The sequence below is a fragment of the Nannocystis punicea genome (genome assembly GCF_026965555.1).
Lineage (GTDB): Bacteria > Myxococcota_A > Polyangia > Nannocystales > Nannocystaceae > Nannocystis > Nannocystis punicea.
This window is the reverse complement of sequence record NZ_CP114040.1, coordinates 8958806-8985471: the sequence shown is the minus strand read 5'-3', so window position 1 is coordinate 8985471 and position 26666 is coordinate 8958806. Positions and strand designations below refer to the sequence as shown.

At 70.6% G+C, this 26666-nt stretch carries 18 protein-coding genes; 12 read left to right on the top strand and 6 right to left on the bottom strand.

Translation table 11 applies throughout. The features are described 5' to 3' along the window. The first annotated feature begins 121 nt into the window (after positions 1 to 121). Entirely contained in the window at positions 122 to 691 is a 570-nt protein-coding gene (locus O0S08_RS34335) for a TetR/AcrR family transcriptional regulator (RefSeq protein WP_269033658.1), read from the top strand. Here the strand turns inward: O0S08_RS34335 and O0S08_RS34330 are convergent. Further along, positions 660 to 884 (bottom strand): hypothetical protein, encoded by a 225-nt coding sequence (locus O0S08_RS34330; protein WP_269033657.1) that lies wholly within the window; start codon positions 882 to 884, stop codon positions 660 to 662. The two genes, O0S08_RS34335 and O0S08_RS34330, sit on opposite strands and share 32 nt — an antisense overlap. A 551-nt stretch (positions 885 to 1435) precedes the next feature. Between O0S08_RS34330 and O0S08_RS34325 the strand changes: the two genes are divergently transcribed. Continuing rightward, the gene (locus tag O0S08_RS34325) at positions 1436 to 2755 is read left to right on the top strand and encodes a GNAT family N-acetyltransferase (protein WP_269033656.1); all 1320 of its coding nucleotides are present in this window, start codon (positions 1436 to 1438) and stop codon (positions 2753 to 2755) included. A gap of 43 nt (positions 2756 to 2798) precedes the next feature. Here the strand turns inward: O0S08_RS34325 and O0S08_RS34320 are convergent, their stop codons facing one another. Together O0S08_RS34320 and O0S08_RS34315 are read right to left on the bottom strand one after the other, a co-directional pair. Next, positions 2799 to 3641 (bottom strand): hypothetical protein, encoded by an 843-nt coding sequence (locus O0S08_RS34320; RefSeq protein WP_269033655.1) that lies wholly within the window; start codon positions 3639 to 3641, stop codon positions 2799 to 2801. A 320-nt stretch (positions 3642 to 3961) separates the two neighbouring features. Beyond that, positions 3962 to 4969: an ADYC domain-containing protein gene (locus O0S08_RS34315; RefSeq protein ID WP_269033654.1), complete on the bottom strand. Its 1008-nt coding sequence runs from the start codon at positions 4967 to 4969 to the stop codon at positions 3962 to 3964. A 419-nt stretch (positions 4970 to 5388) separates the two neighbouring features. On the opposite strand from O0S08_RS34315, the gene O0S08_RS34310 reads away from it, so the two are divergent. Further along, the gene (locus tag O0S08_RS34310; RefSeq protein ID WP_269033653.1) at positions 5389 to 8388 is read left to right on the top strand and encodes a serine/threonine-protein kinase; all 3000 of its coding nucleotides are present in this window, start codon (positions 5389 to 5391) and stop codon (positions 8386 to 8388) included. 372 nt (positions 8389 to 8760) lie between these two features. Here O0S08_RS34310 and O0S08_RS34305 read toward each other — a convergent pair whose 3' ends face one another. Both O0S08_RS34305 and O0S08_RS34300 read right to left on the bottom strand, forming a co-directional pair. Continuing rightward, positions 8761 to 10062: an Hsp70 family protein gene (locus O0S08_RS34305; protein WP_269033652.1), complete on the bottom strand. Its 1302-nt coding sequence runs from the start codon at positions 10060 to 10062 to the stop codon at positions 8761 to 8763. An 853-nt stretch (positions 10063 to 10915) separates the two neighbouring features. Continuing rightward, on the bottom strand, positions 10916 to 11932 hold the full coding sequence (locus O0S08_RS34300; RefSeq protein WP_269033651.1) for an SDR family oxidoreductase: 1017 nt from the start codon (positions 11930 to 11932) through the stop codon (positions 10916 to 10918). A gap of 462 nt (positions 11933 to 12394) precedes the next feature. Between O0S08_RS34300 and O0S08_RS34295 the strand changes: the two genes are divergently transcribed. Beyond that, positions 12395 to 13228, top strand: coding sequence for an oxidoreductase (locus tag O0S08_RS34295; protein WP_269033650.1), 834 nt, complete (start codon positions 12395 to 12397; stop codon positions 13226 to 13228). A gap of 109 nt (positions 13229 to 13337) precedes the next feature. Here the strand turns inward: O0S08_RS34295 and O0S08_RS34290 are convergent, their stop codons facing one another. Further along, entirely contained in the window at positions 13338 to 15431 is a 2094-nt protein-coding gene (locus tag O0S08_RS34290) for a cation:proton antiporter (protein WP_269033649.1), read from the bottom strand. A 1305-nt stretch (positions 15432 to 16736) separates the two neighbouring features. Between O0S08_RS34290 and O0S08_RS34285 the strand changes: the two genes are divergently transcribed. From O0S08_RS34285 to O0S08_RS34250, 8 genes are all read left to right on the top strand, one after another. Continuing rightward, positions 16737 to 18260 (top strand): prenyltransferase/squalene oxidase repeat-containing protein, encoded by a 1524-nt coding sequence (locus O0S08_RS34285; protein WP_269033648.1) that lies wholly within the window; start codon positions 16737 to 16739, stop codon positions 18258 to 18260. Between the two features lies 1 nt (position 18261). Next, entirely contained in the window at positions 18262 to 19143 is an 882-nt protein-coding gene (locus O0S08_RS34280) for a terpene synthase family protein (RefSeq protein ID WP_269033647.1), read from the top strand. A 1-nt stretch (position 19144) separates the two neighbouring features. Beyond that, a complete protein-coding gene (locus tag O0S08_RS34275) occupies positions 19145 to 20536 on the top strand; it encodes a cytochrome P450 (RefSeq protein ID WP_269033646.1) in 1392 nt (463 codons plus the stop codon). A 145-nt stretch (positions 20537 to 20681) separates the two neighbouring features. Continuing rightward, positions 20682 to 22178 (top strand): sensor histidine kinase, encoded by a 1497-nt coding sequence (locus O0S08_RS34270; RefSeq protein WP_269033645.1) that lies wholly within the window; start codon positions 20682 to 20684, stop codon positions 22176 to 22178. Further along, the gene (locus tag O0S08_RS34265; protein ID WP_269033644.1) at positions 22175 to 22618 is read left to right on the top strand and encodes a response regulator; all 444 of its coding nucleotides are present in this window, start codon (positions 22175 to 22177) and stop codon (positions 22616 to 22618) included. The genes O0S08_RS34270 and O0S08_RS34265 overlap by 4 nt, the downstream gene beginning before the upstream one ends. Positions 22619 to 22726: 108 nt before the next feature. Then, complete coding sequence (locus O0S08_RS34260; RefSeq protein WP_269033643.1) at positions 22727 to 23899, top strand: hybrid sensor histidine kinase/response regulator; 1173 nt, start codon at positions 22727 to 22729, stop codon at positions 23897 to 23899. A gap of 23 nt (positions 23900 to 23922) precedes the next feature. Then, entirely contained in the window at positions 23923 to 25128 is a 1206-nt protein-coding gene (locus O0S08_RS34255) for an ATP-binding response regulator (RefSeq protein ID WP_269033642.1), read from the top strand. A gap of 110 nt (positions 25129 to 25238) precedes the next feature. Further along, positions 25239 to 26078 (top strand): NAD(P)H-binding protein, encoded by an 840-nt coding sequence (locus O0S08_RS34250; RefSeq protein WP_269033641.1) that lies wholly within the window; start codon positions 25239 to 25241, stop codon positions 26076 to 26078. Positions 26079 to 26666: the final 588 nt, after the last annotated feature.

The window sequence follows — 26666 nt, the reverse complement described above, 5'->3', positions numbered from 1 at the left end:
CGAAAGTCCACCGGTAAGCCGTGTGCGGGAAATCCGCATGCACGGTTTGAACGGGGGTCCTGCCCTTCCTCCGGGGCAACAGCCGTACTCGGCAAGACCGAAGGAAGGGTAGGATCTACCAGTGCCGAAGATCTGGACGGACACGATCGCGCTGCACCGGCGTGACATGCGCGCGGCGATCCTCGACGCGACGGCTGCGCTGATCGCCGAGCAGGGGCTGGGGGCGACGACGATGCTGGCCATCGCCGAGCGCGCGGGCATCGGTCGAGCGACGCTCTACAAGTACTTCCGCGAGCTGGACGCGGTGCTGGTGGCGCTCCACGAGCGCGACGTGGCGAGCCACCTGGCCGAGCTGGAGGCCGCGCGCGAGCGCCAGGGCACGCGCTGGCAGCGGCTGGAGCGCGTGCTGGAGACCTACGCGCGGCTGGCCCACGCCGAGCACGGCTCGGAGCTGGTGGCCCGGATGCGGCACACCGAGGCGGTGGCGCGCGGGTTTATCCAGCTGAACTCGCTCCTGCAAGCGCTGCTGGTCGACGCGATCGAGGAGGGGCTGGTGCGCGAGGACATCCCGCCGCCCGAGCTGGCGGCCTTCTGCATCGGCGCGCTGAGCGACGCGCACACGCTGCCGTCCCAGGCGGCGCTGCGGCGACGGGTGCAGCTCACGCTGGCGGCGCTGCGAACGTCCGGTTGAGGCCGGCCCGCGGCGTCGGGTGCCGGCGGGCGAGCCCGATCCCCACCACGCCGGGCCGAGTCCTCGCGTGCTTGCTCGTCACGGTCTCCGCCGGCGTCGCGCGGGATTCGACGAACACCTGCGGCGGGCGCTCGAACAGCGCCCGCTGCCAGCCATGGAACACGCTCGGCTGCAGCTTGGTTTTCTCGCACACGGGCACCTCGTCGAGGTGGTCATGCGAGCCTTCGTCGATCCGCGGGGCAGGGGAGCAGCTCGGTGTAATGGCCCATCTCCTCGGCGCATACGGCCGCGTCGTCGTGAGACACCCATGATTGGAGATTCGTAATAGTCGCTCATGCCCAGGCGCCTCCGCGGCCCGCCGCCGGTGCGATGTCCGTCACTCGCGAGGACGGGGGCGAATCGAGGGCCTTCGAGCTCCTGGTTCACAATGTTCGACATCCCGGGGCGCGGCGCGGCGACAGACCGAGCGTCGAGCGTGTTCGCCTGTCACCGGTGATGGCGGCATCGCCAAGGACGGTCGATTTCGTTCACCGCGCTGCAGCACGGGGCGCGGCGCCTCGACAGGCCGACCGCCCTCGTCGAGCGTGGTCGCCGAGGCCGCGGTGTCGCGGCGATCACAGGTCGGCTTCTTCGGCAATCGGTGGTCCCTCCCGGGAGGCCGTGCCGTCTCGGGTGTGTGCGCGGCACCCTCTCACGCAGCCCCGCTGTGTGGCACGTTTTGGAGGTTGGCGTACAAAAATCCGCATGCAGGTCGATGTCGTCCGTAGCCTCTCTGCGCTCCACGAGCTCCAGGCCGACTGGACGCGGGTGTATGCGGCCGATCCAGAGGGGCAGTTCTTTCTCTCGTGGCCGTGGATGTCGAAGCGCCTCGAGCGTCGCCCCGGCTGGATCGTGCTCGTGGCCCGCCCCACCGCCGACGCCGCGCCGGTCGCGTTCTTCCCCATCCGGCCGCGGCCCCGGACCGACCGCCACGGCCACACCCATACCGAGCTGATGATGGCGGGCCGCGGTGCGGCCGACTACACCGGCTTCATCTGTGAACCCGGCCACGACGAGCGAGCCGGGCACGCGTTCGCGGCGTACCTCCTGGGGCTCGACTGGCAGGTGTTGAGCCTCGAGTGCCTCCGGGCGTCCGCGCAGCGGATGCGCGGGCTCTTGAGCGTCTTCGCGGCCCGCCGGTTCGGCATCGCCCGCGAGCCGATGGTGATGTCGTCGGGCGTCGACAACGCGATCTGCCCCTACGCCGATCTGCCCGACAGTTGGGACGGCTACCTCGCCCAGCTGAGCGCGAACACTCGCCAGCGGCTGCGCCGGTTGATGCGAACGCTCGACGGCACGACGCTCCGGATCACGCACGCCGACGCGTCGACGCTGAAGCGTGACATCGAGATCCTGCTGGGGATGTGGCGCGAGCGATGGGCGTCTCGCAAGGGCGACCGCCTCGAGGTGATCCTCAGCAGCTCGCGCGAGGAGCTGGCCGACGCTCTGGCGAACGATACCTTGTTCTTGCCGATCCTCTGGCGCGGCGACACGCCGATCGGCGGGGCCGCCTGCATGATGGACCGCGAGAAGCGCGAGATGATGTTCCAGCTCGGCGCCCGCGATCCCGCCGCCGAGGACGCCTCTCCGGGCATGCTGCTCCACGCCCACTCGATCCGCGCCGCCATCGAGCTCGGCTTCGTGCGTTACGACTTTCTCCGCGGGAATGAGCCGTACAAGTATTCGTTCGCCAACGCCGAGCGCCGGATCGAGTCGCTCGTGGTCCGCAGGGCCTCCGCCTTCCAAGAGCTTCCGAAGCCGCGCCGAGCCCCCGACGTCGTCCCGCACGCCGCCGCCCGAGCGGCGGATACGCGGCCGATGCCGGCGACCTGCAGCGCCGGAGCCTGCGAATCGTACGACCTGTTCCGCGGCCCGGCCCTCGGGCGCGTGTCGTCGCATTCAGGCACCCTGACCGAGTGCGAGTCCGCGACGAACGAAGGGCACCCGGCGAAGCCCGGGGCGGGGCCGGGCATGCCGGCCGCGCGGGCGACGATCACGTGCAGCGACGTGCTGAAGGCCGTCTAGGACGCCTCGGCGCGGCGGCGGGCTGTTCACGGCGCGGTCGCTCTCAGTAATTGTCCGCGAGGTCGACCGCCCCGCAGGCGCGGGCTGCATCTTGCAATGCAGGGATGCTCCGCGTCGCAATGTCTTTGCTGCCGAAGCAGATCTCGTCGGAGTACTTGTTCCATTCGCTCTCGCCCATTCGCCCGACGATCTCCTGGCTGGGGCTCTCGATCCGGACGCACCACCCCTCGGTGTTGTGAACGTACTGGAAATTGTGCGGCAAGATGAACGGCACGAGCGCCGTGTCGCGCGGCGACAGCTTCCCGAGCGGGACGATGATCTCGCTCTTCAGCCAGTTCTCGCGCGGCGTGTACAGCTTCCCCGCCAGCCGGGTCACGACCAGGGTGCACTCCGAGGACGTCGTGATCGTATATTGCCAGACGTTCGGGCTGAATTCGTCGGTGTTTTGATTGTCCGCGACGATCGAGCCATGGACATTCGACTTCACCCGCAGCCATTGGAGCGCGTTCTCGCGGATCGTGCCCGCGGAGGCGAGGACGAGCGGGACGAGGGTGAAGACGAGCGCTTTCCCGATCACGTGTCGATGAGAGCGCGCGTGCTCGGCCTTGTCAAGCGCGGGGCGCAGGCGAAGGGAGGCCCAGGCGCTCGCCCGGCGCCTGTCGACGGCCATCGCGGCGCCACCCTGACAGTGCGCGGTTCGCTTCACGACTCCGTCCGCGGGCGCGGGAGGCGCGATCGGCGCGGGATGGCCTGCGGCGTGACGATGAGACGAGCGCGCGGCCGCGAGACGGGGCCCGGCGCCGTGCTCGACGACCGTGATGAAGGGTCGCAGAAGGCGCCCCCGCTCGCGCGTCGGCCGATCCTGGGGAACGCCTCGGCGTCGCATCTTCGAATTGAACTGTGCGCATTCACGCGGGGCGAAGATGCCACCGGCGAATTTGCGTCGGCGCCGTGGGGGACGTCCATTGCGGGCCCTGCGACGAGCTCGTGCCGATCGTCGAGAGAATCGCCGAATGCGTGATCCGACGGGGTGCGCACATTCTCATCGGACGCATTGTCTCGTGCCGAGCGCGCGCATCGTCGCGGGGGAGCGCCCCGAGGCCAACATCGATTATTTTAGTTTTTATAAGGGGTCCCGGACCAGCGCCCCGGGCGGCGTGAACAGCGAGGGTCTCGCGGAGGGCCGCGCGACTGCTCGCACGGGCGTCAGATCGCCGCGTCGATCTTGGTCCAGAACAGGGTGTCGGAGTAGGTCGTCATGGTGGTATTGGTCGGGCAGGTCGGCAGGGTCTGGCCGTTGCATTGCACCTGCGGCGCGGTGTAGGTCGCGTTGCGGGGCGTGTTGAGGCAGCGGACCCCGGACTTGGACCACACCGCCTCGGTCGCGTCGTCCGAGTGCAGGAAGGTGTTGATGTTGTAGCGGTCCTGGACCTGCAGGTGGGTGCCGTTCTGGGTGAAGGAGTGGCCGGTGAAGCAGTAGTCGGCGCGGACCATGCGGGTGGCCACCTCGAAGTCCTCGAGCGACCGCTCCCACGGGCGATAGCCCCACTGCACCGCCTTGCCGACCGCGCCCGAGGTACACGCGAGGTAGAGCGTGTTGCTGCGCTTGGTCATCTTCCCGGTGACCTCGTTCACCGTGATGTCCTTGATCGGCACCATCGCGCGGCTGCCCGCCGCGTCGGCCTCGCACACCGGGACGACGTTGCCGTCGTCGTCGTAGGTCTCGAAGGTGTAGTGGGCCTCCTTCGGCGAGATCTGCTGGTACGAGGCGATCCAGATCTCGACCGGCACCTCCGGGTCGTCGTCCGCGTCGTGGTCGCCGTCGCCGTCGGTGTCGGCGTTGAAGAGGGTGAACTGCCAGCGCGAGCCGACCAGGTCGGCGCCCTTGTAGATCGTGCTGCCGACCTTCGCCTCGAGCGTGCCCTGGTTGACCGCGCCGCTGGTGACGTCCAGCCACGCGTTGCCGGGCCGCAGCAGCTGGGCCCCCGTGAACTGGACCCCCGCGTGCACCTGGCCCGAGAGGTCGAGCTCGGAGAACGGGGTGGCGCCGATCGTGCTGGTATTCAGCCACACGCCGCCGGAGGTCCCGCTGCCGGGGCGCAGCATGACCGCGCCGAGGTCCTCATCGACGGCGTCGAACTCGTCCAGCTCGTCACAGGCGGGCACGAAACCGAGGCTCAAGATCACGAAGGGAACAAGGTCGCGGACGTTCATGGGGGTTCTCCGAATCGGGGCTCGTGGTCTGTGCATGGGGCCTCCTCCGGGTCCGGCCAGCGAAATTTGGCGCCCCGACGTCGATTTCTCGAATACTTTCAAAGATGATATTTTTTGAGCAGAAAGAGGATAATTGTTACTTTATGTTCATGGGTATTTTAGGTTTAACTTCTGAAAATAACTTTATTTTTAGAAGAATTTGACGGGTGCGAAAATGCTCTCTGCATTACACGGTGAGTTGCCTGTAAATCGTTGCCGATTCATCAACCATGCGCCACTTATCCTCGGGACGCGCCCGCCGGCGCCAGCCCTTCATGGCGACGCCAAAGACCGCACTCGATCGAACCGCCCTCGCGCCCCCGCCCACTCTGGTCGCCCCGCCCGAGTCGCGCGGGCCCCTCGAACACGCGGGGCGGGACATGACCGCGACCGTGAGGGTCGGCGATGCGGCGAGCCGCGAGCAGCCGCCGCCGTCGGCCGTCGCCGCGATCCCCTCGCTCCTGGCCCACATCGGCCGCTTCACCATCCTCGAGCGGCTCGGCGAGGGCGCGATGGGCATCGTCTACGCCGCGTACGACGACCAGCTCGACCGCAAGGTCGCGGTCAAGGTCCTGCGCAACGACTTCAGCCGGCGCGAGCCGCAGGCCCGTGAACGCCTGCTGCGCGAGGCCCAGGCCATGGCCCGGGTCTCGCATCCCAACATCGTCGCGGTCCACGAGGTCGGCTACCACGACGGCGAGGTGTTCGTCGCCATGGAGTTCGTGCGCGGGCAGACCCTGGCCAACTGGCTGACGGCGGCGCGGCCGTGGCGGGCCCGCGTCGAGACCCTGCTGCAGGCCGGCCGCGGCCTCGCGGTGGCCCACGCCGCCGGTCTGGTCCACCGCGACTTCAAGCCCGCCAACGTGCTCGTCGGCAGCGACGGCGTGGTCAAGGTCCTCGACTTCGGCCTCGCCCGCGCCGTCGACCGCGAGGTCGAGGAGGAGGCGCCGGCGCTGCGCAGCACGCTGATCAGCTCCCTCGACCACCAGATCACGCTCACCGGCGCGATCGTCGGGACGCCGGCGTACATGGCCCCCGAGCAGCTCATGGGCGGGTCGGCGACCGCGAAGAGCGATCAGTTCAGCTTCTGCGTCACTCTCTACGAGGCGCTCTACGACGCCTCGCCGTTCGACACCAGCAGCTTGCTGGCGCTCACCGACTCGGTGACCCACGGGGCGGTCCGCGAGCCGCCGTCGGGCAGCCACGTCCCCGCCGCGGTGCTGCACGTCATCACGCGCGGCCTCGCCGTCGATCCGCAGCGCCGGTTCCCGTCGATGCCCGCCCTCCTGGCCGAGCTCGAGCGCACCCTCGAGCGCCGGCGCGCCCCGTGGTTCGCGACCCTCGGCATGGCCGGGATGCTCACGGCCGCCGGCTTCGCTGCAGCCTCGTATTACCCGACCGGCGACGCCTGCGAGGGCGCCGGCAACGAGCTCGCCGGCCTGTGGGACGCGCCCGCCGCCGTCGCCGCGCGCGACGGCCTGCTGAAGACGGGCGTGCCCTTCGCCGAGGACACGTGGACGCGCGTGAAGGCCCGCCTGGACGCGTACGCCGGCGAGCTCGTCGGCATGCGCGTCGACGCCTGCCGGGCCCACCAGCAGGGCCGCGCCTCCACGCGCCTGTTCGACCTGCGGACCGCGTGCCTCGACCAGCGGCGCGAGAGCCTGGCCGCGTTCGTGGCGATCCTCCAGCGCGCCGACGTCGAGGTCGTCGGCAACGCGGGGGCCGCCGCCGCCAACCTGCCCGCGCTGGCCGGCTGCGACGACACGCGGGCGCTGACGGAGGCCGTCCCGCCGCCCGACGACCCCGCCAGCGCCGCCCGCGTCGCCGGCCTGCGCGGCGTCCTGGCCGAGGCCCAGGCCCACGAGCTCGCCGGTCAGTTCACCCGGGGCCTCGCCCTGGTCGAGGGCCTCGAGCTGGGCGAGCTCGCCTATTCGCCCCTGGTCGCCGAGATCGGCCTGCGACGCGGCAGCCTGCTCAGCGAGGCCGGTCGCCACCCGGAGGCCCTCCGCGAGCTCACCGAGGCCCTGCAGGTCGCGCTCGCCAGCGGCCACGACGTCGTCGCCGCGGCCATCGCCACCCGCCGCGACTTCGTCCGCGCGGCCCGCTTGCAGCAGAGCCGCGAGGTCCTCACCGACGCCCCGCTGATCGACGGCCTGGTCGCGCGCGTCGAGTCGACCCGCGAGGGTCGCGAGCTGCGCGGCGATCACCTCAACAACCTCGGCATCGCCCACGCGGTGCTCGGCGAGTTCCCGGCGGCGCGCGAGTACTTCGTCGCCTCGATCGAGGCCCGCCGGGCGGTCCTCGGCGAGGAGCACCCGCAGGTCGTGTACGCGCTCGGCAACCTCGGCCTGGTGCTGCTCAGCGGCGGCGACGCGCCCGAGGGCGTCCGCCAATTACGGACCGCCTTCACCGCCGCCGAGTCGAGCCTCGGCCCCAAACACCCGCACGTGGCCCTGCTGGCGATCAACCTCGGCATCGGCCTCACCGGGCTGCACCGCTTCGGCGAGGCCGCCGGTTACTTCCAGCGCGCGCTGGCCCTGCAGAGCGAGCTGCTCGGGCCCGACGCCGCCGACCTGCACTGGGTGCTCACGGCCACGGGCGACCTGGCGGTCGACCAGCGCCGCTGCAACGACGCCGACGCCCACTACCGCCGCGCCTTGCAGGTGCTGGGCGCGAGCGAGACCTCGCTCGACCCCGCGGCCATCAACGCCCTGCTCGGCCTCGGGAAGGTCGCGACCTGCCGGGGCGACTTCGCCGCTGCCCGGCGCCACTTCGAGCACGTGCACCGGATCGCCGAGCAGAGCTTCGGCGCCGACGAGCTGCGCAGCGCCGAGATCGACGATCTGCACGGCGACATGCTGCTGCGCGCCGGGGACGCCGACGCGGCGCTGGTGCAGTACCAGCGCGGCCTGGAGATCCGCCAGACGCGCCTGCCCGCCGGCGCGCCGCTGCTGGCCGACTCGCTGCGCCGGATCGCCGAGGTCCACCGGATCGCCGGCCGCCTCGACGAGGCGGCGAAGGCCCTGCAGCAGGCCCAGAGCCTGCGCGAGCGCGGCTCGACGGTCCAGAGCGCCGAGGCGGCCCTGATCCGCCTCCGCCTCGGCGACCTCGCCCTCGCGCGCAACGACCTCGCCGCCGCCCGCGATCACTTCCAGCGCGCCGTCGCCATCTACAGCGTGCTGAGCGACCACGACACCCTCGAGCTCGCGCTCGCCCGCTTCGGCCTCGCCCGCGCCCGCACGACGGAGTCCGGCGTCCTCGGGCCCGTCGATCGCGAGCTCGTCGAGCAGGCCCTGCGCGTCCTGCAAGGCCTCGGGCCCGCCTACCTGCCCGAGCAGTCCACCGTCCGCAGCTGGCTGGCCGCGCATCCCCCGAAATAGCGCGGGCGCGGCGGGTTCCGCGAGAGGCCGGGCGAGGCGGAGGGTCGAAGAGAGAATGTCTCTTCGGACATGTCCCATCGGACGTCTGCCCGGGCAGGACGATGCCCGCGGCTCGCCGACTTCAGCGACAGCGGCCGGAGCCCGGGCGGAGGGCCGAGAATGTCTCTTCGGACATGTCCAATCGGACCGCCGTCCGCGGCCGGCTGGCCGCGCATCCGGCTGAAATAACGGCGCGGCGAATTCAGCGATACACCCGGCGAGACGGGGGGTCGAACAGAGAATGTCTCTTCGGGAATGTCACATCAGACATGTTCAATTAAACATGTCCAGGAGGGCATGTCCGATAGACCCTGCAGCGGGCGACGCCGGCGGTCAACCCCCGTCGGGCGCCGCCGCGCGCAGGGCCAGCCCGGACGCGATCGACATCAGCTCGTCGCCGCTGCGCAGCTTCGCGGCGCCGAAGCGGGCCTCGAACAGCGCGCGGACGACCGGCACGAACGCGGTGCCGCCGGTCATGAACACGCAGTCGACCTCGCCCGCGGTCACGCCGGCGCGGGCGAGGGTGTCGTCGAGGCAGGCCGCGATCGAGGCGGTGATCGGGGCGATCCAGCGCTCGAAGTCGCGGCGCGACACGGCGGCGTGGATGTCGATCTCGCCGTCGCTGAAGTCGAAGGTGGCCTGCTTGCGGCCCGACAGCTCGACCTTGGTGCGCTCGACCGCCTTGTGCAGGTGGAACGCGCCGTTGGTGGCGATGATGTGCATGAGCTTGGCGATCCGCTCGGGGTGCCGCGCGCCGCGGCGCAGGCGCTCGAGCTCGGCGCGCACGCGGGCGCCGGCGAGGAACGGCAGGTGATGCCAGCGCGCCAATTTATAATAGTAGGAGCCGGGGATCTGGCGCTCGACGCCCATCTCGACGTAGGTGTCGCCCTTGCCGAGGGCAGGGCACACGAGGTGCTCGATGAGGGCGGCGTCGAGGTCGTCGCCGGCCGCACCGACGCCGCCCGTGCCGATGATGTCGCGCGCGCGCGTGCTGCCGTGGCCGGTCGGGCCCATGCGCATCAGGCAGAAGTCGGTGGTGCCGGCGCCGAAGTCGGCGACCAGCGCCAGCTCGGGGCGCGTCAGCGTGCGCTCGTAGTGATGCGCGGCGCCGACGGGCTCGAGCTCGAGGCGGGCGTCGCGGAAGCCGGCCCGACGCGCGGCGGCCAGCAGGCGCTCGGCCGCGAGCGCGTCGGCCTCGGGCGTGGTCCCGCCGGCGAAGTGCACCGGCCGGCCGATCGTGGCCGCGTCGAGCGCGACTCCCAGGTGCTGCTCGGCGCGCTCGCGCAGCCGCTGCAGGAACAGCGCGATCATGTCGTCGAGCCCGATCGCGTGGTGGGCGACCTGCGTGCGACCCATCGACTCGGTGGTCAGGTGGGTCTTGAACGACTGCAGCAGGCGGCCCTCGCCCATGCACTCGAGGTAGGCCTCGATGCCCTCGCCCCCGGCGGTGTACTGGAGCGGCTGCTGGACCTCCTGATCGTCGGGGTCGAAGAACAGCAGCGTCCGCCAGCTCGGCCCGAGCACCCCGAGCGTCGGCAGCTGGGCGAAGCGGACCCGACCCTCGGCGTCGACGAGGGCGAGCGCGGAGCTCGAGGTGCCGAAGTCGATCCCGACTCTGGGTGCGCTGGTTGGCATCGTGCGGGCGGCTTTGTACCCCAACCCGGGCTCGGTGGGGCGCGTTCGAGGTGCGGCGATGGCGTCGCCGGCGCGGGGGCCGCGGCGCGACCTGCAGGTCGCCGTCGGGCCGCACGTACGTTCGTCCGCGTCCTTGCGCGCGTCACCACGCTCGCCCACGCCCGCGCGCGCTCGTCGTGAGCCCGCGCCCCGCACGTGAACGACGTGGGCTCGCTCGGCCGGGCATCGGCCCCGCGCGTGAACGACGTGGGCTCGCTCGCGCGGCGCGCCGGACGACCTCTTGCAGCGCTTCCTCGCCGAGGAGAGCTGCAAGAGCGCGCAGAAGGCGGTCGCGTCGCGAAAGGTGTGGCGCAGTCCGCATCGTCCGCGGCGCCCGATGTGCGGCCGATGAACGGCGGGCGACGCCGACCCCTCGGGAGAATCGCGTCGTCGCGGCCGTTTTGCCGGGTGCATTCTCGGGCGGCCGCTCGCGGTCGACGTCCGCTGCTCTGATGATGGCCCGTCGCATCGAGGGCCTCGATGAAGCGTCCGTTCGCGGTCGTACGAATGCACGTTGAAGGCTCATTGTCTCGGTGAATGTAGCGACCCGCGTGTCCCGCCTCCAGCGCCGAGGTGTCCCTCTCGATGCACGGGTCGGCCTCGAGATCGCATCTCACCCGGCTACCCGCAATCGAACGGCGAGCTCGAGCACTCGTAGGAGACCTTCAAGTCCGCGGACCCCGGCGCTCGCGACGATCGACTCGCACCGCGCTCTGCGGCCGCTCTCGCCGGGCGGGCGCGCGGTCGACGACCGAGCGGCCGAGACCTCCGACGACGGACTTGCCGGCTCGCGCCGGGCCAAATTTTTAAAAAACTACTTTCCGGTCCCGCCCGAGGCGCCGAGCACCTGCCCGGTGCAATAGCTGGACTCCTCCGACGCGAGCAGCACGTATAGCGGGGCGATCTCCGCCGGCTGGCCCGGGCGGCCGAGCGGGGTGTCGCCGCCGAAGTTCACCAGCTTGTCCGGAGGCTGGCCGCCGCTCGGCTGCAGCGGCGTCCAGAACGGCCCGGGCGCGATCGCGTTGACGCGGATCCCCTGCGGTGCGAGCTGCTTGGCCAGCGACTTGGAGAAGGCGACGATCGCCGCCTTCGTCTGCGCATAGTCGAGCAGGTGGGCCGACGGATCGACGGCCTGGACCGACGCCGTGTTGATGATCGACGCGCCGGCCGACAGGTGCGGCAGCGCGGCCTTGGTGATCCAGAACATCGCGTACACGTTGGTCTTGAAGGTGGCGTCGAAGTCCTCGGTGGTCAGCTCGAGGATCGACTTGCGCTGTTGCTGCCGGGCCGCGTTGTTGACCAGGATGTCGAGCCCGCCGAGCTGCTCGACGGCGGCCGCGACCAGCTGCTTGCAAAACGCCTCGTCGCGGATGTCCCCGGGGACAGCGACGGCCTTGCGCCCCTCGGCCTGGATCAACGCGATCACCTCCTGCGCGTCCGACTCCTCGACCGGCAAATAGTTGATGGCGACGTCGGCACCCTCGCGCGCGAAGGCGATCGCCGCGGCGCGGCCTATCCCGGAGTCGCCGCCGGTCAGCAGCGCCTTGCGCCCGGCCAACCTGCCGGACCCGCGGTAGCTCATCTCGCCGTGGTCCGGCCGTGGCGTCATTTTGCTGGCCAACCCTGGCCACGGCTGCTGCTGCGCCGGGAACGGCGGGCGCGGGTACTGCGTGGTCGGGTTCTGCAGTCGGGCCGTCGTCGCGGATTCGCCGGCGCCCGCGGGCGCGGCGGTAGCAGGGGCCGAGCCAGCGACGGTGGCCGCCGCGAGCCCGACGCCCATCGTGCCGACCATTTGACGCCGGGTGATCCTGTCGCTGTCCTTCGGTTTCATGCGTCTCCGCGCGCAAGGATGGACCCGTCGGCTCGCGGTGCCAGTTCGCGGCAGAGGCGAACGCCGGCGGCTCGCGGCACGACGGCCGGGTCGGCCGAGCGTGCGGCGTGCAGCGTGCGGCGCAGACGGCGGCGCGGCGGCGGCTGGGCGCCGCTGTCACGAGCGCACGGCCGCGGTCTCCACTGCTGCACGACCTTGCTCGAGAGTCCCGACCAGACCCGCCCGGTCCAGCGGCAGAACAGTCGCGCGACCCACCAGGAGGACGCTCGGGGGCACCGCCGATGTCGACAGCTCGTGCGCTGGGCGGGCCGGATTGGTCGAATCGATTGTGAAGCCTTGATTCACAGTCCGAGAATGATAAGCCCATTTTTCTTCACGCGGGAAGCCCCCATATTCCTCGACGTGAGCGGCCAACGAGGCGCCCGCACGGGGCGGGCGCCGGCCGCAAAGAGGAGCAGGATCATGGCGAAAGTTTGGTTCATCACTGGGGCTTCGCGGGGACTTGGGCTGGAGATCGCCGAGGCGGCGCTGGCGGCCGGCGACATCGTCGTGGCGGCCGTGCGCGACCCGGAGCGGGCGGCCGCGGCGATGGCCGAGCACCCGCGGCGGATGTTCGTCAAGCTCGACGTGCGCGACGAGGCGCAGGCGCAGGCGGCCGCCGCGGCCGCGGTCGAGCGCTTCGGTCGCATCGACGTGCTGGTCAACAACGCCGGCTACGGCCTCCTCGGCGCCGTCGAAGAAGGCGCCGCCGACGAGGTCGAGGCGCTGTTCCGCACCAACGTGTTCGGCCTGCTGGCAGTGACGCGCGCAGTCCTGCCGCACATGCGACGCCAGCGTTCGGGCCACGTGCTCAACATGTCCTCGCTCGGCGGCTACGCCTCGGGCCAGGGTTGGGGCCTGTATTGCGCCACCAAGTTCGCGGTCGAGGGCATCACCGAGGCCCTCGCGCAGGAGCTCGCGCCGCTCGGCGTTCACGCCACCGTCATCGAGCCCGGCTTCTTCCGCACCGAGTTCCTCGCCGGCGGCTCGCTCGGCCGGGTGAAGCGCGAGATCGCCGACTACGCCGCGACCGTGGGCACAGTGCGGGAGTTCGCCGACGGCCACGACGGCGAGCAGCCCGGCGACCCGAAGCAGCTCGCGCAGGTGATGTTGAAGGTGGTCGCGGCCGAGCAGCCGCCCGTGCGCGTGCCGGTCGGCGCCGACGCCTTCGCCCGCGTCGAGAGCAAGAACGCCGCCGTGGCCGCCGAGCTGGCGCAGTGGCGCGAGGTCGCCGCGGTGCGAGGCTTCGCCGGGTGAGCTGCGCCGGTCGTGTCGGACTGTCGACATTCGGCGGTACGGCTCGCCACGGCGATTCCCTCATAGGAATCGCGCGCCGAAGCGCCGCGACGCCGACTTGTAAAGAGTCCTATGATTCGACCTGCACGGGGTCGGCCGCCGGGCCCTCGTGGAGCAGCGTCCTCGCCACGGCGATCGCCGCCTCCGAGCCCGTCAACGTCAGGATGTCGCCCGGGCGCAGCGTGTCTCGCGGGGACGGCACCTCGGCGCCGGCGCCGTCGCGGCTGAGCGCCAGCACCGTCGCCCCGGTGCGCACGCGCAGGTTGATCTGCGCCAGGGTCAGGCCGACCGCCGCGCTCCCGTCCTGCAGCCGCACCGGAGTCATGTCCGGGAACCCCGGCAGCAACGCCTGGACGTCGTCGAGCGAGGCCTGGACCGTCGCGTCGCCCTCGCGGCTCTGCTTCGCCAGCACCTCGACGATCAGCTCGGTGCCGGCACGCACGTGCCCCTGCAGGTGCGCGATGTTTCGCCACCCGCTGATCATCAGGGCGACGACCACCACCAGCAACGCCAGCGGCGCCGAGCTCAGCGGCAGGAACGGCTGGACCAGCGCGACCAGCGGCAGACCGACCACCAGGCAGAGCGCCAGCTCGAGCGCCACCACGAACACGCGGCGCGGCGCGGAGCCGAGGTCGAGCTTGCCGCCGCGGACCGGGATCACGATCTCGGCCAGCCTGCGGGCCAGCGCCGCCGCGCGCCGGAGCACGCCGAGCAGGAAGATCGCCGCGAGCAGCAGCGTGCCGCCGAGCCACGTCAACTCGACCAGCCACGGCGGCAGCGTGAACCGCTCGGTGAGCTCGGTGACGACCCACCAGTGGACCAGGTTCGAGCCGGCGAGCACGGCCCACAGCAGCGCCGCGTCGAGCGCCAGCACCACCGCGTCGCCGCGGATCTGCGACCACACCGAGACTGTGCGGGGCGCCGAGCGCAATTGCTCGATCCACGACTGGTAGAACGTGATGAACGTCTGCAGCTTCGCCGGCAGCCGCTGCTCGAGCGCGAGCGCCACCGACTCCGAGCGGCCGATCATCATCGGCGCGGTCAGCTGCGTCAGCACCGACACCCCGACGGCCACCGGGAACACGAAGTCGCCGAGGATCCCCTTCGAGATGGCGAACGAGGCCATGATGAACGAGAACTCGCCGTTGTGCGCGCAGCTCATGCCGGCGCGCACCGACGCCTTGAAGCCGTTGCCCGACAGGAACGCGCCGAGGGACACGCCGAGGACCTTGCCGACCAGCACCACCGCGGTGAAGATCAGCACCAGCGGCCAGTTGGCGACGATCTGCAGCGGATCGATCTGCATGCCGATGGCGACGAAGAAGATCGCCGCGAAGATGTTGCGGACCGGCAGCACCAGCGGCTCGATCCGCCCGCCCTCGCCCGACTCCGACACCAGGATCCCGGCGATGAAGGCCCCCAGCGCCACCGAGTAGCCGGCCATCGCCGCCAGCGACGCCATCCCGAAGCAGGCCGCGATCGCGGCGAGCAGCGTCAGCTCGTCGCGCTCGCGTCGGACCACCGCCCGCAGCGCGCGCGGCACCACGAACAGGCCGCCGGCGAGCAGGGCGAGCAAGAAGCCGAACAGCTGGCCGACCGACAGCGCGAACTCCCCCGGCCCCAGGCCTGCCCCGGACGCGATCGCGGTCAGCACCGCGAACACCAGGATGGTCGTCATGTCGTCGAACACCAGGATGGCGAACGTCAGCTCGACGAACCCGCCGCGGAGCTTCCGCTCCTCGAAGGCCTTGGCGGCGATCATGGTCGACGAGCTGCAGATGCAACCGGCGAGGAACAGGCTCTCGATCGTGCTCCAGCCGAGCAGCGCGCTGACCAAAAACCCCAGAGTCATCATCAGCCCGATCTCGAACACCGCGGTCAGGCCCGCGCCCGGGCCGATGCGGGCGATCTTTCGCAGGCTGAACTCGAGCCCGACGCTGAACATCAGCAGGATGACCCCGAACTCCGACAGGTCCTGGGTCATCTCGAGGCTGTCGGGCCCGCCGAGCACGATGCCCGGCACGTGCGGGCCGATGAGCATTCCGGCGATCAGGTAGCCGAGCACCGGCGGTTGTCGCAGAGACTGGGAGATCAGCCCCGTCGCGGCGGCCGTGCCGAGGATGATGCTGAGATCACGGACGTAGTGCACGAGGTCGGCCGCCATGGCGTGTGACGATACACGCGCGTGCCGACCGCCGCCCGCAGCGAGCAGCACATGTCCAAGATGTCATGCGGCGTGCAAGCTTGTCGGGGCGCCGTTGGTTCCGCCGCTCGCACGCGGACCGGCGCGCGACGCCGTCGCGGGCGCGACAGACGGACGCGGTTGCGATCTCGCCGGCGCACCTCCCCGCGAGCGGACCTGCGACGGCGTACTCGCAGTCTGCCCCGCCGCCCGGGTCTGCGCCGATCCTCGGCAGACTCCTCCGGCTCGACGCAGTCCCTGATTGACGACTCCCTCGATGTCACCCGGCGTCCCCCTCGGAGGTCCGGGTCGGATCGGAAGGGGAGCCGCCGTCGATTCGCCGGCTCCCAGATCTCACCGTGCGGAAGCAGCGAACGGCTCCCCACTCGGTCAGGGCCGGGCCGGCCCTCCGACGGTGAATGCGCACAGTACGATTGATCAATGCTTCCGCCGTTGTGAACGGCGTACGATCGCGGACCGCCGGCGAGTGGTTCGCGACCTGGATGCACCGCGACTACCCGCAAAGTGCGCGATTTTCACGGGCCTCGCAGGGCGGTCTGCGGCAGGTCTGACGGGGTGACGGGCGGGGGCTCGACAAAGGTTCTCGCGGGTGAACCCGAGTCGGCATCAGGCTCCGCTGGATGCCCGACGATTCATTCTACATGGAGCACGAGGCTTGCGGCGAGATTCGACTCGCGGGCGAGGATCGGGCAGTCCCTGTAGACGGAGGTGCAGCCGCGGGGATTGGCATCATGAATGACGTCAGCCGACATCTGCCATCGCGGGGCGAGCGCCGCCGCGTCGAGGCCTCGCCGAGCAATCGCCGGATCGCGGCGCGGTGCAGATGAACGTCATTCGAACATTGTTCATAGGACATGGTTCACGCCCGTGGCGGGCGACCGCGAATCTCTCTGCTCGCGCGGCGTTGGCGCTGTATTCGTGGGACGACAAAAAATTGTTCGACGGGACGTGATCCGTGGCGACATTTGGATCACTATCAAGAGTGTGCGGAGGGTGGGGCGGGTCGATGCGACTCGCCGTGCCGCTGCGCTGGAGTGAAGCATAGCGTTTGGACTCGTTACGCAACAAACATTGCACTCGCTCGACGACTGAGGCGAATTGCTTGACAGCTCCGAACCACCCATGCGATAGGACAATCACGTGACAATAAAAGCGCGGAGTCCTCGCGGCAGCGCCATTCGGCACGAATCTCCTTCCGCCGAACGGAACGGCGAGGGGTTATTATCATCATCATCATCGCGGCTCGTTCACCCGCTGGCCGAGCGGGTGGCGGCGTGCCTGGGCCTGGCGGTCGAGCATTGCATCTCGCTGCAGCGGCCCGACGGATCGTGGGAGGTGGCGCCGGACGGGCGGATCTTCGAGACCGCGCTGGCGGGGTACGCCCTGGCCCACACGCCGGGTCGGCTCGATCGGCGGGCGGTGGCGCGGGCGCGGGCGTGGGTCGAATCGGCGGCGCCGCAGGATCATCACCCGGTGTCCTTTCTATTGGAGGATACGCTGCGGCGGATCCTCGTCGGCGCCGGCGGGGTGGTCGACCTGACCGCGCCCGAGCTCGACGGGCCGGTGCTGGCCAGCCGGACGATGCTGCTGCACACGCTGGCCCTGCACGCCGGGCTCGAGGTGCGGGCGCGCCGGTCCGAGGACGAATTGCGGGAGCTGGTCGCGCGGGAGTACGAGCGCTGCACGCAGGCCAAGCACAAGCAGTGGAGCAAGGTCGAGCTGATCGCCCTCCACATTCTGCTGCAGGCGCGCGCCGGTCGGCAGACCGCGGTCGAGGCGGCGGGCTTCGACCTGGTGCACGTGCAGGCGCCGCGCTCCGGCTTCTTCTTCAACCCGATCAGCACGGCCCTGGCCTACATCGCCCTGTGCATCGCGGCGCCGACCTCCGACCCGTGGTTCGTGCTTCGATCGCAGCTGCTCGACCATCAACAGGCCGACGGCAGCTGGCGCTTTTGTACCAGCGACGTCTGGGACACCTCGCTGATCGTCCGCGCTTTCGCCGGGCACCCCACATTCGTGCAGACTGCGCTGCAGCCGGCGCTGGACTTCTTGCAGGCGACGCAGAACGTCGACGGCGGGTGGCCCTTCCGCTCGGGCGTCGAATCCGACAACGACAGCACCGGCGCGGTGATGCTGGCGCTGCACGGCACCATGCAGGGCGAGCGCACGAAGGACCGGGCGCTGGCTTACCTCGCGCGGGTGCAGATGGCGAACGGCCTGTGGCGGACCTGGCAATTCCGCGACGATCCGCCCGTGGAGGACGTCGTCGCGCACGTGTTGTCGGCGCTCGACGCGTATCGCGGGCGCCACCGGCTCGCGGTGGGGACGGCGCGGCAATGGTTGGCGGAGGAGGTCGAGCGGCGCGGCGTGTGGTCGGCCAGCTGGTACCGCGGGGTGCCGTACGCGGTGGCGGAGATCGGGCGCGCGCTCGGGCCGGACCACCCGCTGACGCGCCGCGGCGTCGACGCCCTGGCGGCGCGGCAGAACGACGACGGCGGCTGGTCGCCGGAGGCCGGCGGGGCGAGCACTGCGAGCGCGACCGGTCTGGCGCTGCAGGCGATCGTCGATCGCCACCCGGGGCGCGTCGATCGGGCCTTGCAATACCTGGTCGACGCCCAGCGGGCCGACGGGACCTGGCCTGGCACTCCGGACATGTTCGGACCGCGGCCGCTGCTCAGCCACTTCATCACCCACACCCAGGCCTTCGTGGTCGGCGGGATCCGGGCGGCGCTGCGCCGCAACTGGCCGTGGCCGGTCCGCGTCGCCGCAGTGCCGGAAGGAGCCGCGTGACATGAGCCGGATCGCCGCCGCCGTCGACCAGGTCTTGCTGGCCCGCATCATGGCGTGGGCCGCCGACTTCGAGGACTTCGCAGTGCACCACGCGGCCGACGGCTTGTACGTCGCCGAGGCCTGCGTCGACCCCCAGGTCGACGGCCGCGAGGAGGTGTTCCTCATCGCCCTCGTCAGCGCCTACTGGTTCTGGTTCGACGATCGCAGCGACAAGTTCCTGCGCGAGCAGCAGACGCCGGTCGACTGGGACACGCTGATCGCGTACGGCGAGGACGAGCCGCCGCGCGGCGGCGCCGACACGCCGGAGGTCCGCTTCTTTCAGCGCCTGTGCGACCTGCTCGCGCCGCTCGCGGGCAGCCGCGACGAGCACCGATGGTTCCGCGTCGGCTCGGCCAAGGTGTTCCGGGCCATGTTCGCCGAGGAGCGGATGTCGCGCGACGCCGAGGCGCGCTCGCTGGTCGAGTGCATCGAGACGGGCGCGCACAGCACCACCTTGCCGAGCATCCTCACCGCCGCCTATCTGGTGCGCCGGCTCGATCGGCCGCGGCGGCACGACGACCCGCGGATCGCCAACGTCGAGCGCTACCTCTACCTCTCGCAGCGGCTGCTCAACGACCTCCAGAGTGCCGAGAAGGAGCGCCGCGAGGGGCACGCCGGGCGCGTGTCGAACGCGGTCCTCCTGCTGGAGCGCGACCTCTCGCCCGCGCAGGCGCGCGCGTTCGTCGAGGCGCAGCGGCAGGGCTACGAGCGGCTCTTGCAGCACAACCTCGATCGCCTCGGGGCCCGCGATCCGTTCGCGGCCACGCTGTCCCGACTCGTTCGTTGCATTCATCGATGGTACGCCACCGGTCCGCTCCGCTTCGAGACGGACCTAGCGAGGTGACATGAATACACTCCTCCATCCACGAGCGGAGCAGCTGCTCCGGTTGCCCGGGCCTGCCGGCTATCCGCTGGTCGGCGCCCTCCCTGCCATCCTGCGCGAAGGCATCTTCGAGTACGTCGAGCGCTGCTGGCGAGAGTACGGCGATTTCTTCCAGATCCCCACCGGCGGTCGCAGCCGGATCATCTTCACCGCCCACCCCGACGCGATCGAGCGGATCCTCCACACGCGGGTCGACAATTACTACAAGGGCAAGGGCTACGACCCGATCCGTCCGCTGCTCGGCAACGGCCTCGTCACCAGCACCGGCGACTTCTGGGTCCGCCAGCGCAAGCTGACCCAGCCGGCGTTCCACATGGACAACCTGCGGCGAATGGTGCCGGTGATGGCGCGCTGCGTCGACGACATGCTCGTCGAGTGGGAGGCGCGCCGGCGCGACGACGCGGTGCTCGATCTGCACGCGGAGATCATGCACCTCACCCAGCGCATCGTCGGCTTTACCCTCTTCGGCATGGACCTCAGCGATCGCGAGGGGGCCTCGTCGCGGGCGGTCACCGAGAGCCTCGAGATCGCCGGACAGCGGATGAACCGGGGGGCGATGGCGCTGCCGCTGTCGGTGCCGACGCCGGCGAATCTGCGCTTTCGTCGGGCGCTGCGGACCCTCGACGGCATCGTCTACGACATCATCGGTCACGCGCGGAAGGCCGGGCCCGAGTCGCAGCCGACGCTGCTGCGGCTGCTGATGGAGGCGCGCGACGACGGCACCGGCGACGGCATGAGCGACCGGCAGCTGCGCGACGAGATCGTCACGCAGTACGTCGCCGGCCACGAGACGACGGCGCTGATCCTCACCTGGACGTTCTGGCTGCTCGGCCAGCATCCGGACGTGTACGCGAAGGTGTGCGAAGAGATCGCGGGGCTCGGGCTGACGGGCGTGCCCACCATCGAGGACCTCGATCGTCTCACGTACACGCGAATGGTCTTCGACGAGGTCATGCGTCTGCGGCCGCCGATATGGGCGCAGACTCGGGAGGTGCGCGAGGACGACGTCCTGCTCGCGCGGCGGATCCCGGCGGGCAGCTTCATCATGTTCTCGGCGTATTTCTGCCACCATCACCCCGCGTTCTGGGACGAGCCGGAGGCTTTCCGCCCTGAACGATTCGCGCCGGAGAAGGTGCGGGCTCGCCACCGGTATGCACACATCCCATTCAGTGCGGGGGCGCGCGCGTGCATCGGCAAGCGTTACGCGATTTACGAGCTGAGCACCGCGCTGGTCCTGATCCTGTCCCGATTTCGAATCGACGTGCTGCCGGATCAGCACGTCGGAATCCGCCCGACCGCGACGGTGCACCCCGATCGTCCGATCTACGCGCGCTTGCGCGGCGCGGGTCGCTGAGCGCTCTGAGCCGCGCGGCCGGCGGAGGTCAGGGTCGTCGCAAGCGCGCTGAGGCGCTGCGACCCACCGCACTCGAGTACGTCGGTTCGGCGCTTCTCGGCCCCGCGGAACGCTGGTATAGAGGACGGAACCCGAGGGGGATTAGTTGCCCGACTATCCTGCGCTGTTTGCTCTCGCCCACGAGCCGTTCATCTGCCTTGATAGGGAGGGCCGGCTCGCCGTGGTCAATCAAGCCGCGGCGCAATTTCTCGAGAGCACGAGCGCCCAGCTGCTCGGCCAATCGCTGGCCGATCAGGTCCATCCCGACGACCGGGAGCGGGTGTCGACCGGGCTGAAGCGGGCGAACGAGGACGGGATCACCGTCGAGCTGACGTGCCGACTGCGCTGCGCCGGGGCCAGCTATCGCGCGGTGACGCTGCGGTGCGGCCGCGACCGTTCGCTCGAGCTGCTGGTGATCGCGGTCCGCGAGCTCACCGACCTCGACGAGCTGCGGCACCAGCGGGACGACGCCCGGCGCCGGCTGGCGGCGGTGTTCGAGACGATGCACGACATCGTCTTCACGACCGACGAGCACGGCGTGCTCAACGGCGTGAATCGGGTCCCGCCGGGCCTCACCGTGGCCCAGACGATCGGCACGCCGATGCTGGCGTTCGCCGCGCCGGAGGAGCAGGAGCCGATGCGCGCCCGCTACGACGAGGTGCGCGAGACGGGCAAGCTCATCGCGTACGAGACGGTCGCGATGTACCCCGACGGCCGCAAGGAGAACTACGCCAGCCGCCTCGGTCCGATCATGGAGGGCGACCGCTCGATCGGCGTCGTGCTGATCACCCGCAACGTCACCCAGGAGCGGCAGGCCGAGGAGGCCAAGCGCTACGCGGAGCAGCAGCTGCGCGACTACATGCAGCAGCTCGAGCGCAGCAACCGCGAGCTCGAGCGGTTCGCCTCGGTCGCGTCGCACGACCTGCAGGAGCCGCTGCGCAAGATCCAGGCGTTCAGCGACCGCCTGCGCGACAAGTTCGAGGAGGCGCTGGCCGACACCGGCCGCGATTACCTCGAGCGGATCCGCAGCGCCGCCAAGCGGATGCAGGACCTGATCAACGACCTGCTGATGTTCTCGCGGATCTCGGCCAAGGAGCAGGCCTACGCGAAGGTCAACCTGACGAAGATCGCCAAGAGCGTGCTGTCCGACCTCGAGGTGCGCATCGAGGAGAACGAGGCCGAGGTCAAGCTCGGCGAGCTGCCGACGATCGAGGCCGACCCGGTGCACATGCGGCAGCTGCTGCAGAACTTGATCGGCAACGCGCTGAAGTTCACGCGGCCCGACGTGAAGCCGGTGGTCCAGGTCACCTGGGAGCCGGTGCCGCCGGCCGAGCGCGGGCCCGACGACCCGGAGATGGTGAAGATCCACGTCACCGACAACGGCATCGGCATCGAGCCGCGCCACCACGACCGGATCTTCAGCATCTTCGAGCGCCTCCACGGCCGCGGCAAGTACGAGGGCACGGGCGTCGGCCTGGCGGTGTGTCGCAAGATCGTCGAGCAGCACCGCGGCTACATCAAGGTCGCGAGCGTGCCGGGGGAGGGGACCACCTTCACGATCCTGCTGCCGATCCGGCAGCCCGAAAGGAGCCAGCGGACGTGAGAAGCCGTCGACCGATCACCATCCTCATCGCCGACGACGACCCCGAGGATCGCATGCTGGCCGAGGAGGCGCTCCGCGAGAGTCGCCTGGTCAACGACATCCGCTTCGTCGATGACGGCGAGGACCTGCTCGACTACCTGTACAGGCGGAACGCCTACGCCGGCAGCGATCCCCCGCGGCCCGACATGATCCTGCTCGACCTCAACATGCCGCGCATGGACGGCCGCGAGGCGCTCAAGGTGATCAAGGGCGACGCGGAGCTGCGCCGGATCCCGGTGGTCGTCCTGACCACGTCCAAAGCCGAGGAAGACATCTACCGCACGTACGACCTCGGCGTGAACTCGTTCATCATCAAGCCGGTCACGTTCGACTCGCTGGTCGGCATCATGAAGATCCTCGGCGCATACTGGTTCGAGATCGTCGAGGTCCCCTCCTCGTAGCGGCCGCCCCGCCGGCAGGCGAGCGGCAACGCGGACAGCCGTCCGCCGGCCCGGGCCGCGCCCGCGGTCGGCGGAAGGAGGGTAGTCTGGGCGACGAGGCCGGCGACTATGAGGCGACGAATTTCGGTGCTGCTCGTCGAGGACGACGAGGACGACTTCATCATGACCCAGGCGCTGCTCTCGGAGATCGACGAACCGAAATGCGACCTCACGTGGGCGCAGAGCTTCGAGGAGGGGCTCTCGCGCCTCGTCGACGGGTCGTTCGACGTCTGTCTCCTCGACTACGCGCTGGGCGAGCGGACCGGGATGGAGCTGCTGGCGCAGAGCGCGACGGCCGGGGTCGAGGTGCCGATCATCTTCCTCACCGGGCAGGACGAGCACCGGCTCGACGTCGAGGCCACGCGCCTGGGGGCGGCCGACTACCTGGTGAAGAGCCGGATCCGCGCGGACCTGCTCGAGCGGTCGATCCGCTACGCGCTCGAGCGGGCGCGCTCGCTGTCGGCGCTGCGGCTGCTGAACCGCGAGCTCGAGCTGACCCGCGACCAGGCGGTGCGCGCCAACCAGGCCAAGAACGACGTCCTCACCGCGGTGAGCCAGACCTGCCGCGAGTCGCTCGGGACCATCGTCGCCTGCAACGACGCCCTCGAGGCCCGCTTCGCCGGGCGTGATGCGGTCGCGGAGGGCTACGCGCGCGAGGTCCGCGAGGCCTGCCGGACGCTGGAGCGGCTGCTGACGGACGTGCTCGACATGAGCCCCAGCGCGAGCGAGGCGCCGGTGGTCCAGCCGAGGTCGCTGGCGCTGGCGCCGTTCATCCAGGAGGTGGTGGCGGCGGTCCGCCCGCTGGTCGGGCACAACGACAACACCCTCGAGGTCAGCTGTGCGGACGACATCGGCGCGATCGAGACGGACCCCGCGCACCTGCGGCGGGTCCTGCTCACTCTGCTCGCGAACACCTGCAAGTTCGCGCGCCGCGGCCGTATTCACCTGTCGGTGACGCGTCGCTCGGAGGGCGGCGTCGACGGCGTGGAGCTGGCGATCCGCGCGAGCGGCCTGTGGATGACGCCGGCGCAGCTCGAGCTGCTGTTCGCCAGCATCCCGCAGGCCGACGCCGGCGTGGCGCCGCGGGGCGCGTGGACGGAGTCGGGCATCTCGGGCAGTCGGCGGGTGTGTCGATTGCTCGGCGGCGAGCTGTTCGTCGAGACCGAGGGCGCGCGGCGGTCGGTGCTACGCGTGTGGGTCCCGGACCGGTGGGCGGCCGGGGGCGAGCATCGGCCCTCGTGACGGGGGCGGCGGAGGTTCATGCGGTGCACACATCGGTCTCGGTGCTGCTGATCGAAGATGATCGGGACGACTACCTGCTGACCTCCGAGCTGCTCGAGGAGATCGGCGAGGGGACCTACGTCCTGCAGTGGGCCGATTGCTACGAGGACGGCGTCGAGGCGCTGTTCACGGGCGCGCCCGACCTGTGCCTGCTCGACTACCGCCTGGGCGAGAAGACCGGGCTCGAGCTGCTGCGCGAGGTGGTCGCGCGCGGCTGCACGACCCCGATCGTCCTGCTGACCGGCCAGTCCGAGCGCTCGCTCGACGTCGAGGCGATGAAGGCCGGCGCGGTCGATTACCTGGTCAAGGGTGAGTTCGGCCCGCGCCAGCTCGAGCGATCGATCCGCTACGCCGTCGAGCGCAACCGCTCGCTCAAGGCGCTGCGCGAGCTCAACGCCGAGCTGCAGCACGCGCGCAACCAGGCGACCGCGGCCAGCCACGCCAAGAGCATGTTCCTGGCCAGCGTCAGCCACGAGTTCCGCACCCCGCTCAACGCGATCCTCGGCTACAGCGAGCTCCTCCACGAGCAGCTGGTCGAGAACCACGACCAGGAGCTCGCCGACGACGTCCGGCGGATCCACTCCGCCGGCACGCACCTCTTGTCGCTCGTCAGCGACATCCTCGACCTCAGCAAGATCGAGGCGGGCAAGCTCGACCTGGTGACGCACGCCTTCGACCTCGAGGCCCTGATCGTCGAGATCAACGAGGCGATCCGCCCGCTCGTCGGCAGGAACGAGAACAGCTATTGCTGCCGCTGCAACGGGGTGGGCGAGATGGTGTCGGACCCGACGCGCCTGCGCCAGGTGCTGCTCAACCTGCTCGGCAACGCCTGCAAGTTCACCTCGCGCGGGAGCATCGAGCTGCTGGTCGAGCGCCGGCAGGCGTGCAGCCGCGACTTCGACACTGCCGGTGAGACCATGCCGCTCCCCGGCGTCGACTGCGTCGAGTTCACGATCCGCGACACCGGGATCGGCATGACCACGGCGCAGATGCAGCGCCTGTTCGCCGGCTTCTCGCAGGTCGACGCCGACGTCACGCGGCGCTACGGCGGCACCGGGCTGGGCCTGTCCATCAGCCGCCGCCTGTGCCGCATGATGGGCGGCGAGATCTTCGTCGACAGCGAGTTCGGCGTCGGCTCGACGATCCGCGTGCGCCTGCCGGCGCGGATCGCCGCCGTCGTGCCCGCCTGAGGGGCTCCGTGCGAGGCCCGGCGCGCTGCTGACAGGTTCTGTCAGGAGCGCGGCGGTATCACCTGCGGGCGCCGCCCGACGGGCGGCCGAAGCTCGCACGGAGTTTTGCCATGACCACGCAATTGCAGCACCCCGCCACGATCCTGGTGACCGGCGCGACCGGGACCGTCGGTCGGCCCCTCGTCCATCAGCTCGTCGCCGCCGGCCATCGCGTCCGCGCGCTGTCGCGGCGCCCCGCGCAGGCCGACCTCCCGCCCGACGTCGAGGTCGTCGCGGGCGACCTCGCGGACGTGGCCTCGCTCGCGCGCGCGTTCGCGGGGGTGAGCGCGGTCCACCTGATCACCTTCGCCGGTGAGGGCGAGTCGCTGGTCGACGGCGACGAGCTCGTCCGCCTCGCCGAGCGCTCGGGCGTCCGCCGGGCCACTGTCCTGGGCGGCTGGGACGAGACCTCCGTCGAGCGGGCGCTCGAGGGCAGCGCGATCGGCTGGACCCGGCTCGAGCCGGTCGAGTTCATGGCCAACGCGCTCGAGTGGGCGCAGAGCATCCGGCAAGGCGGCGTCGTGCGCATGCTCGCCGCCTGGCCCAGCGCGGTCGTGCACGAGGCGGACATCGCGGCGGTGGCGGCCACGGCGCTGACGCAGGACGGCCACGAGGGCCGGCGCTATTCGCTGAGCGGCCCCGAGGCGCTGACGCCTGCCGAACGCGTGGCGCGGATCGCCGCGGCGGTGGGCCGGCCGATCGCCTTCGAGGCGCTCGACGAGGCCCGGGAGCGCGAGCGCCTCCGGTCCTATGGCTATTCGGAGGACTACGTCGAGTTCGGGATCCGGCTGGCGCGCGACCCTCCGGCAGAGGCGGCCCGGATCGTCCCCACCATCGAGCAGGTGACCGGACGTCCCGCCCGCACCTTCGCCGCCTGGGCGCGCGAGCACGCCGACGCGTTTCGGGCCTGAATCGACCGCGAGGATTCGCCTGCGAGGATTCCCATGGTTCTGAACGAGCTTGAAGTCGAACGATACCGGGCGGAGGGCTTTTTGAAGGTGCCCCGGGCGCTCTCCGCCGCGGAGGTCGCCGAGGCGCTCGCGGATGGACGCCGACGCGCGGTTCGATCCGCAGAGGTCGTACGACGCGGGCATGACGGACGGCCTCACCAGGTTGTTGGCCACCATGAAGGCCGGCGAAGCGCTGTCCGGCGAGCGCTTCCCGAGGATCCGCCGAGCAGGGGCGCGCCTCGTCGCTCCCTGTCGGCGACGAAAGGCGAGGGCGACGCGAGGGACGAGCGGGGTGTCGCGCGATTCGTCGCACTTGGGCCCATTCACGAATGATGTTTCGCGTGACGTCCCCGCGCAGCCGGCCGGCCGTGCTCGGATGAATCGACGTTCTGCGTCCAGTCGGCGGCCACGACGGCGCGCTCGCGCGATTCCGTCTCCGCGCCCGCGATCGCGCCTTCTGATTGTCATGATCCGGGGCCCTGCGCCGTTCGTACCGCCGAATTCGGGCGACGCATCGCCCTCGCCGCGGGCTCGCATTGACCGCCGCGC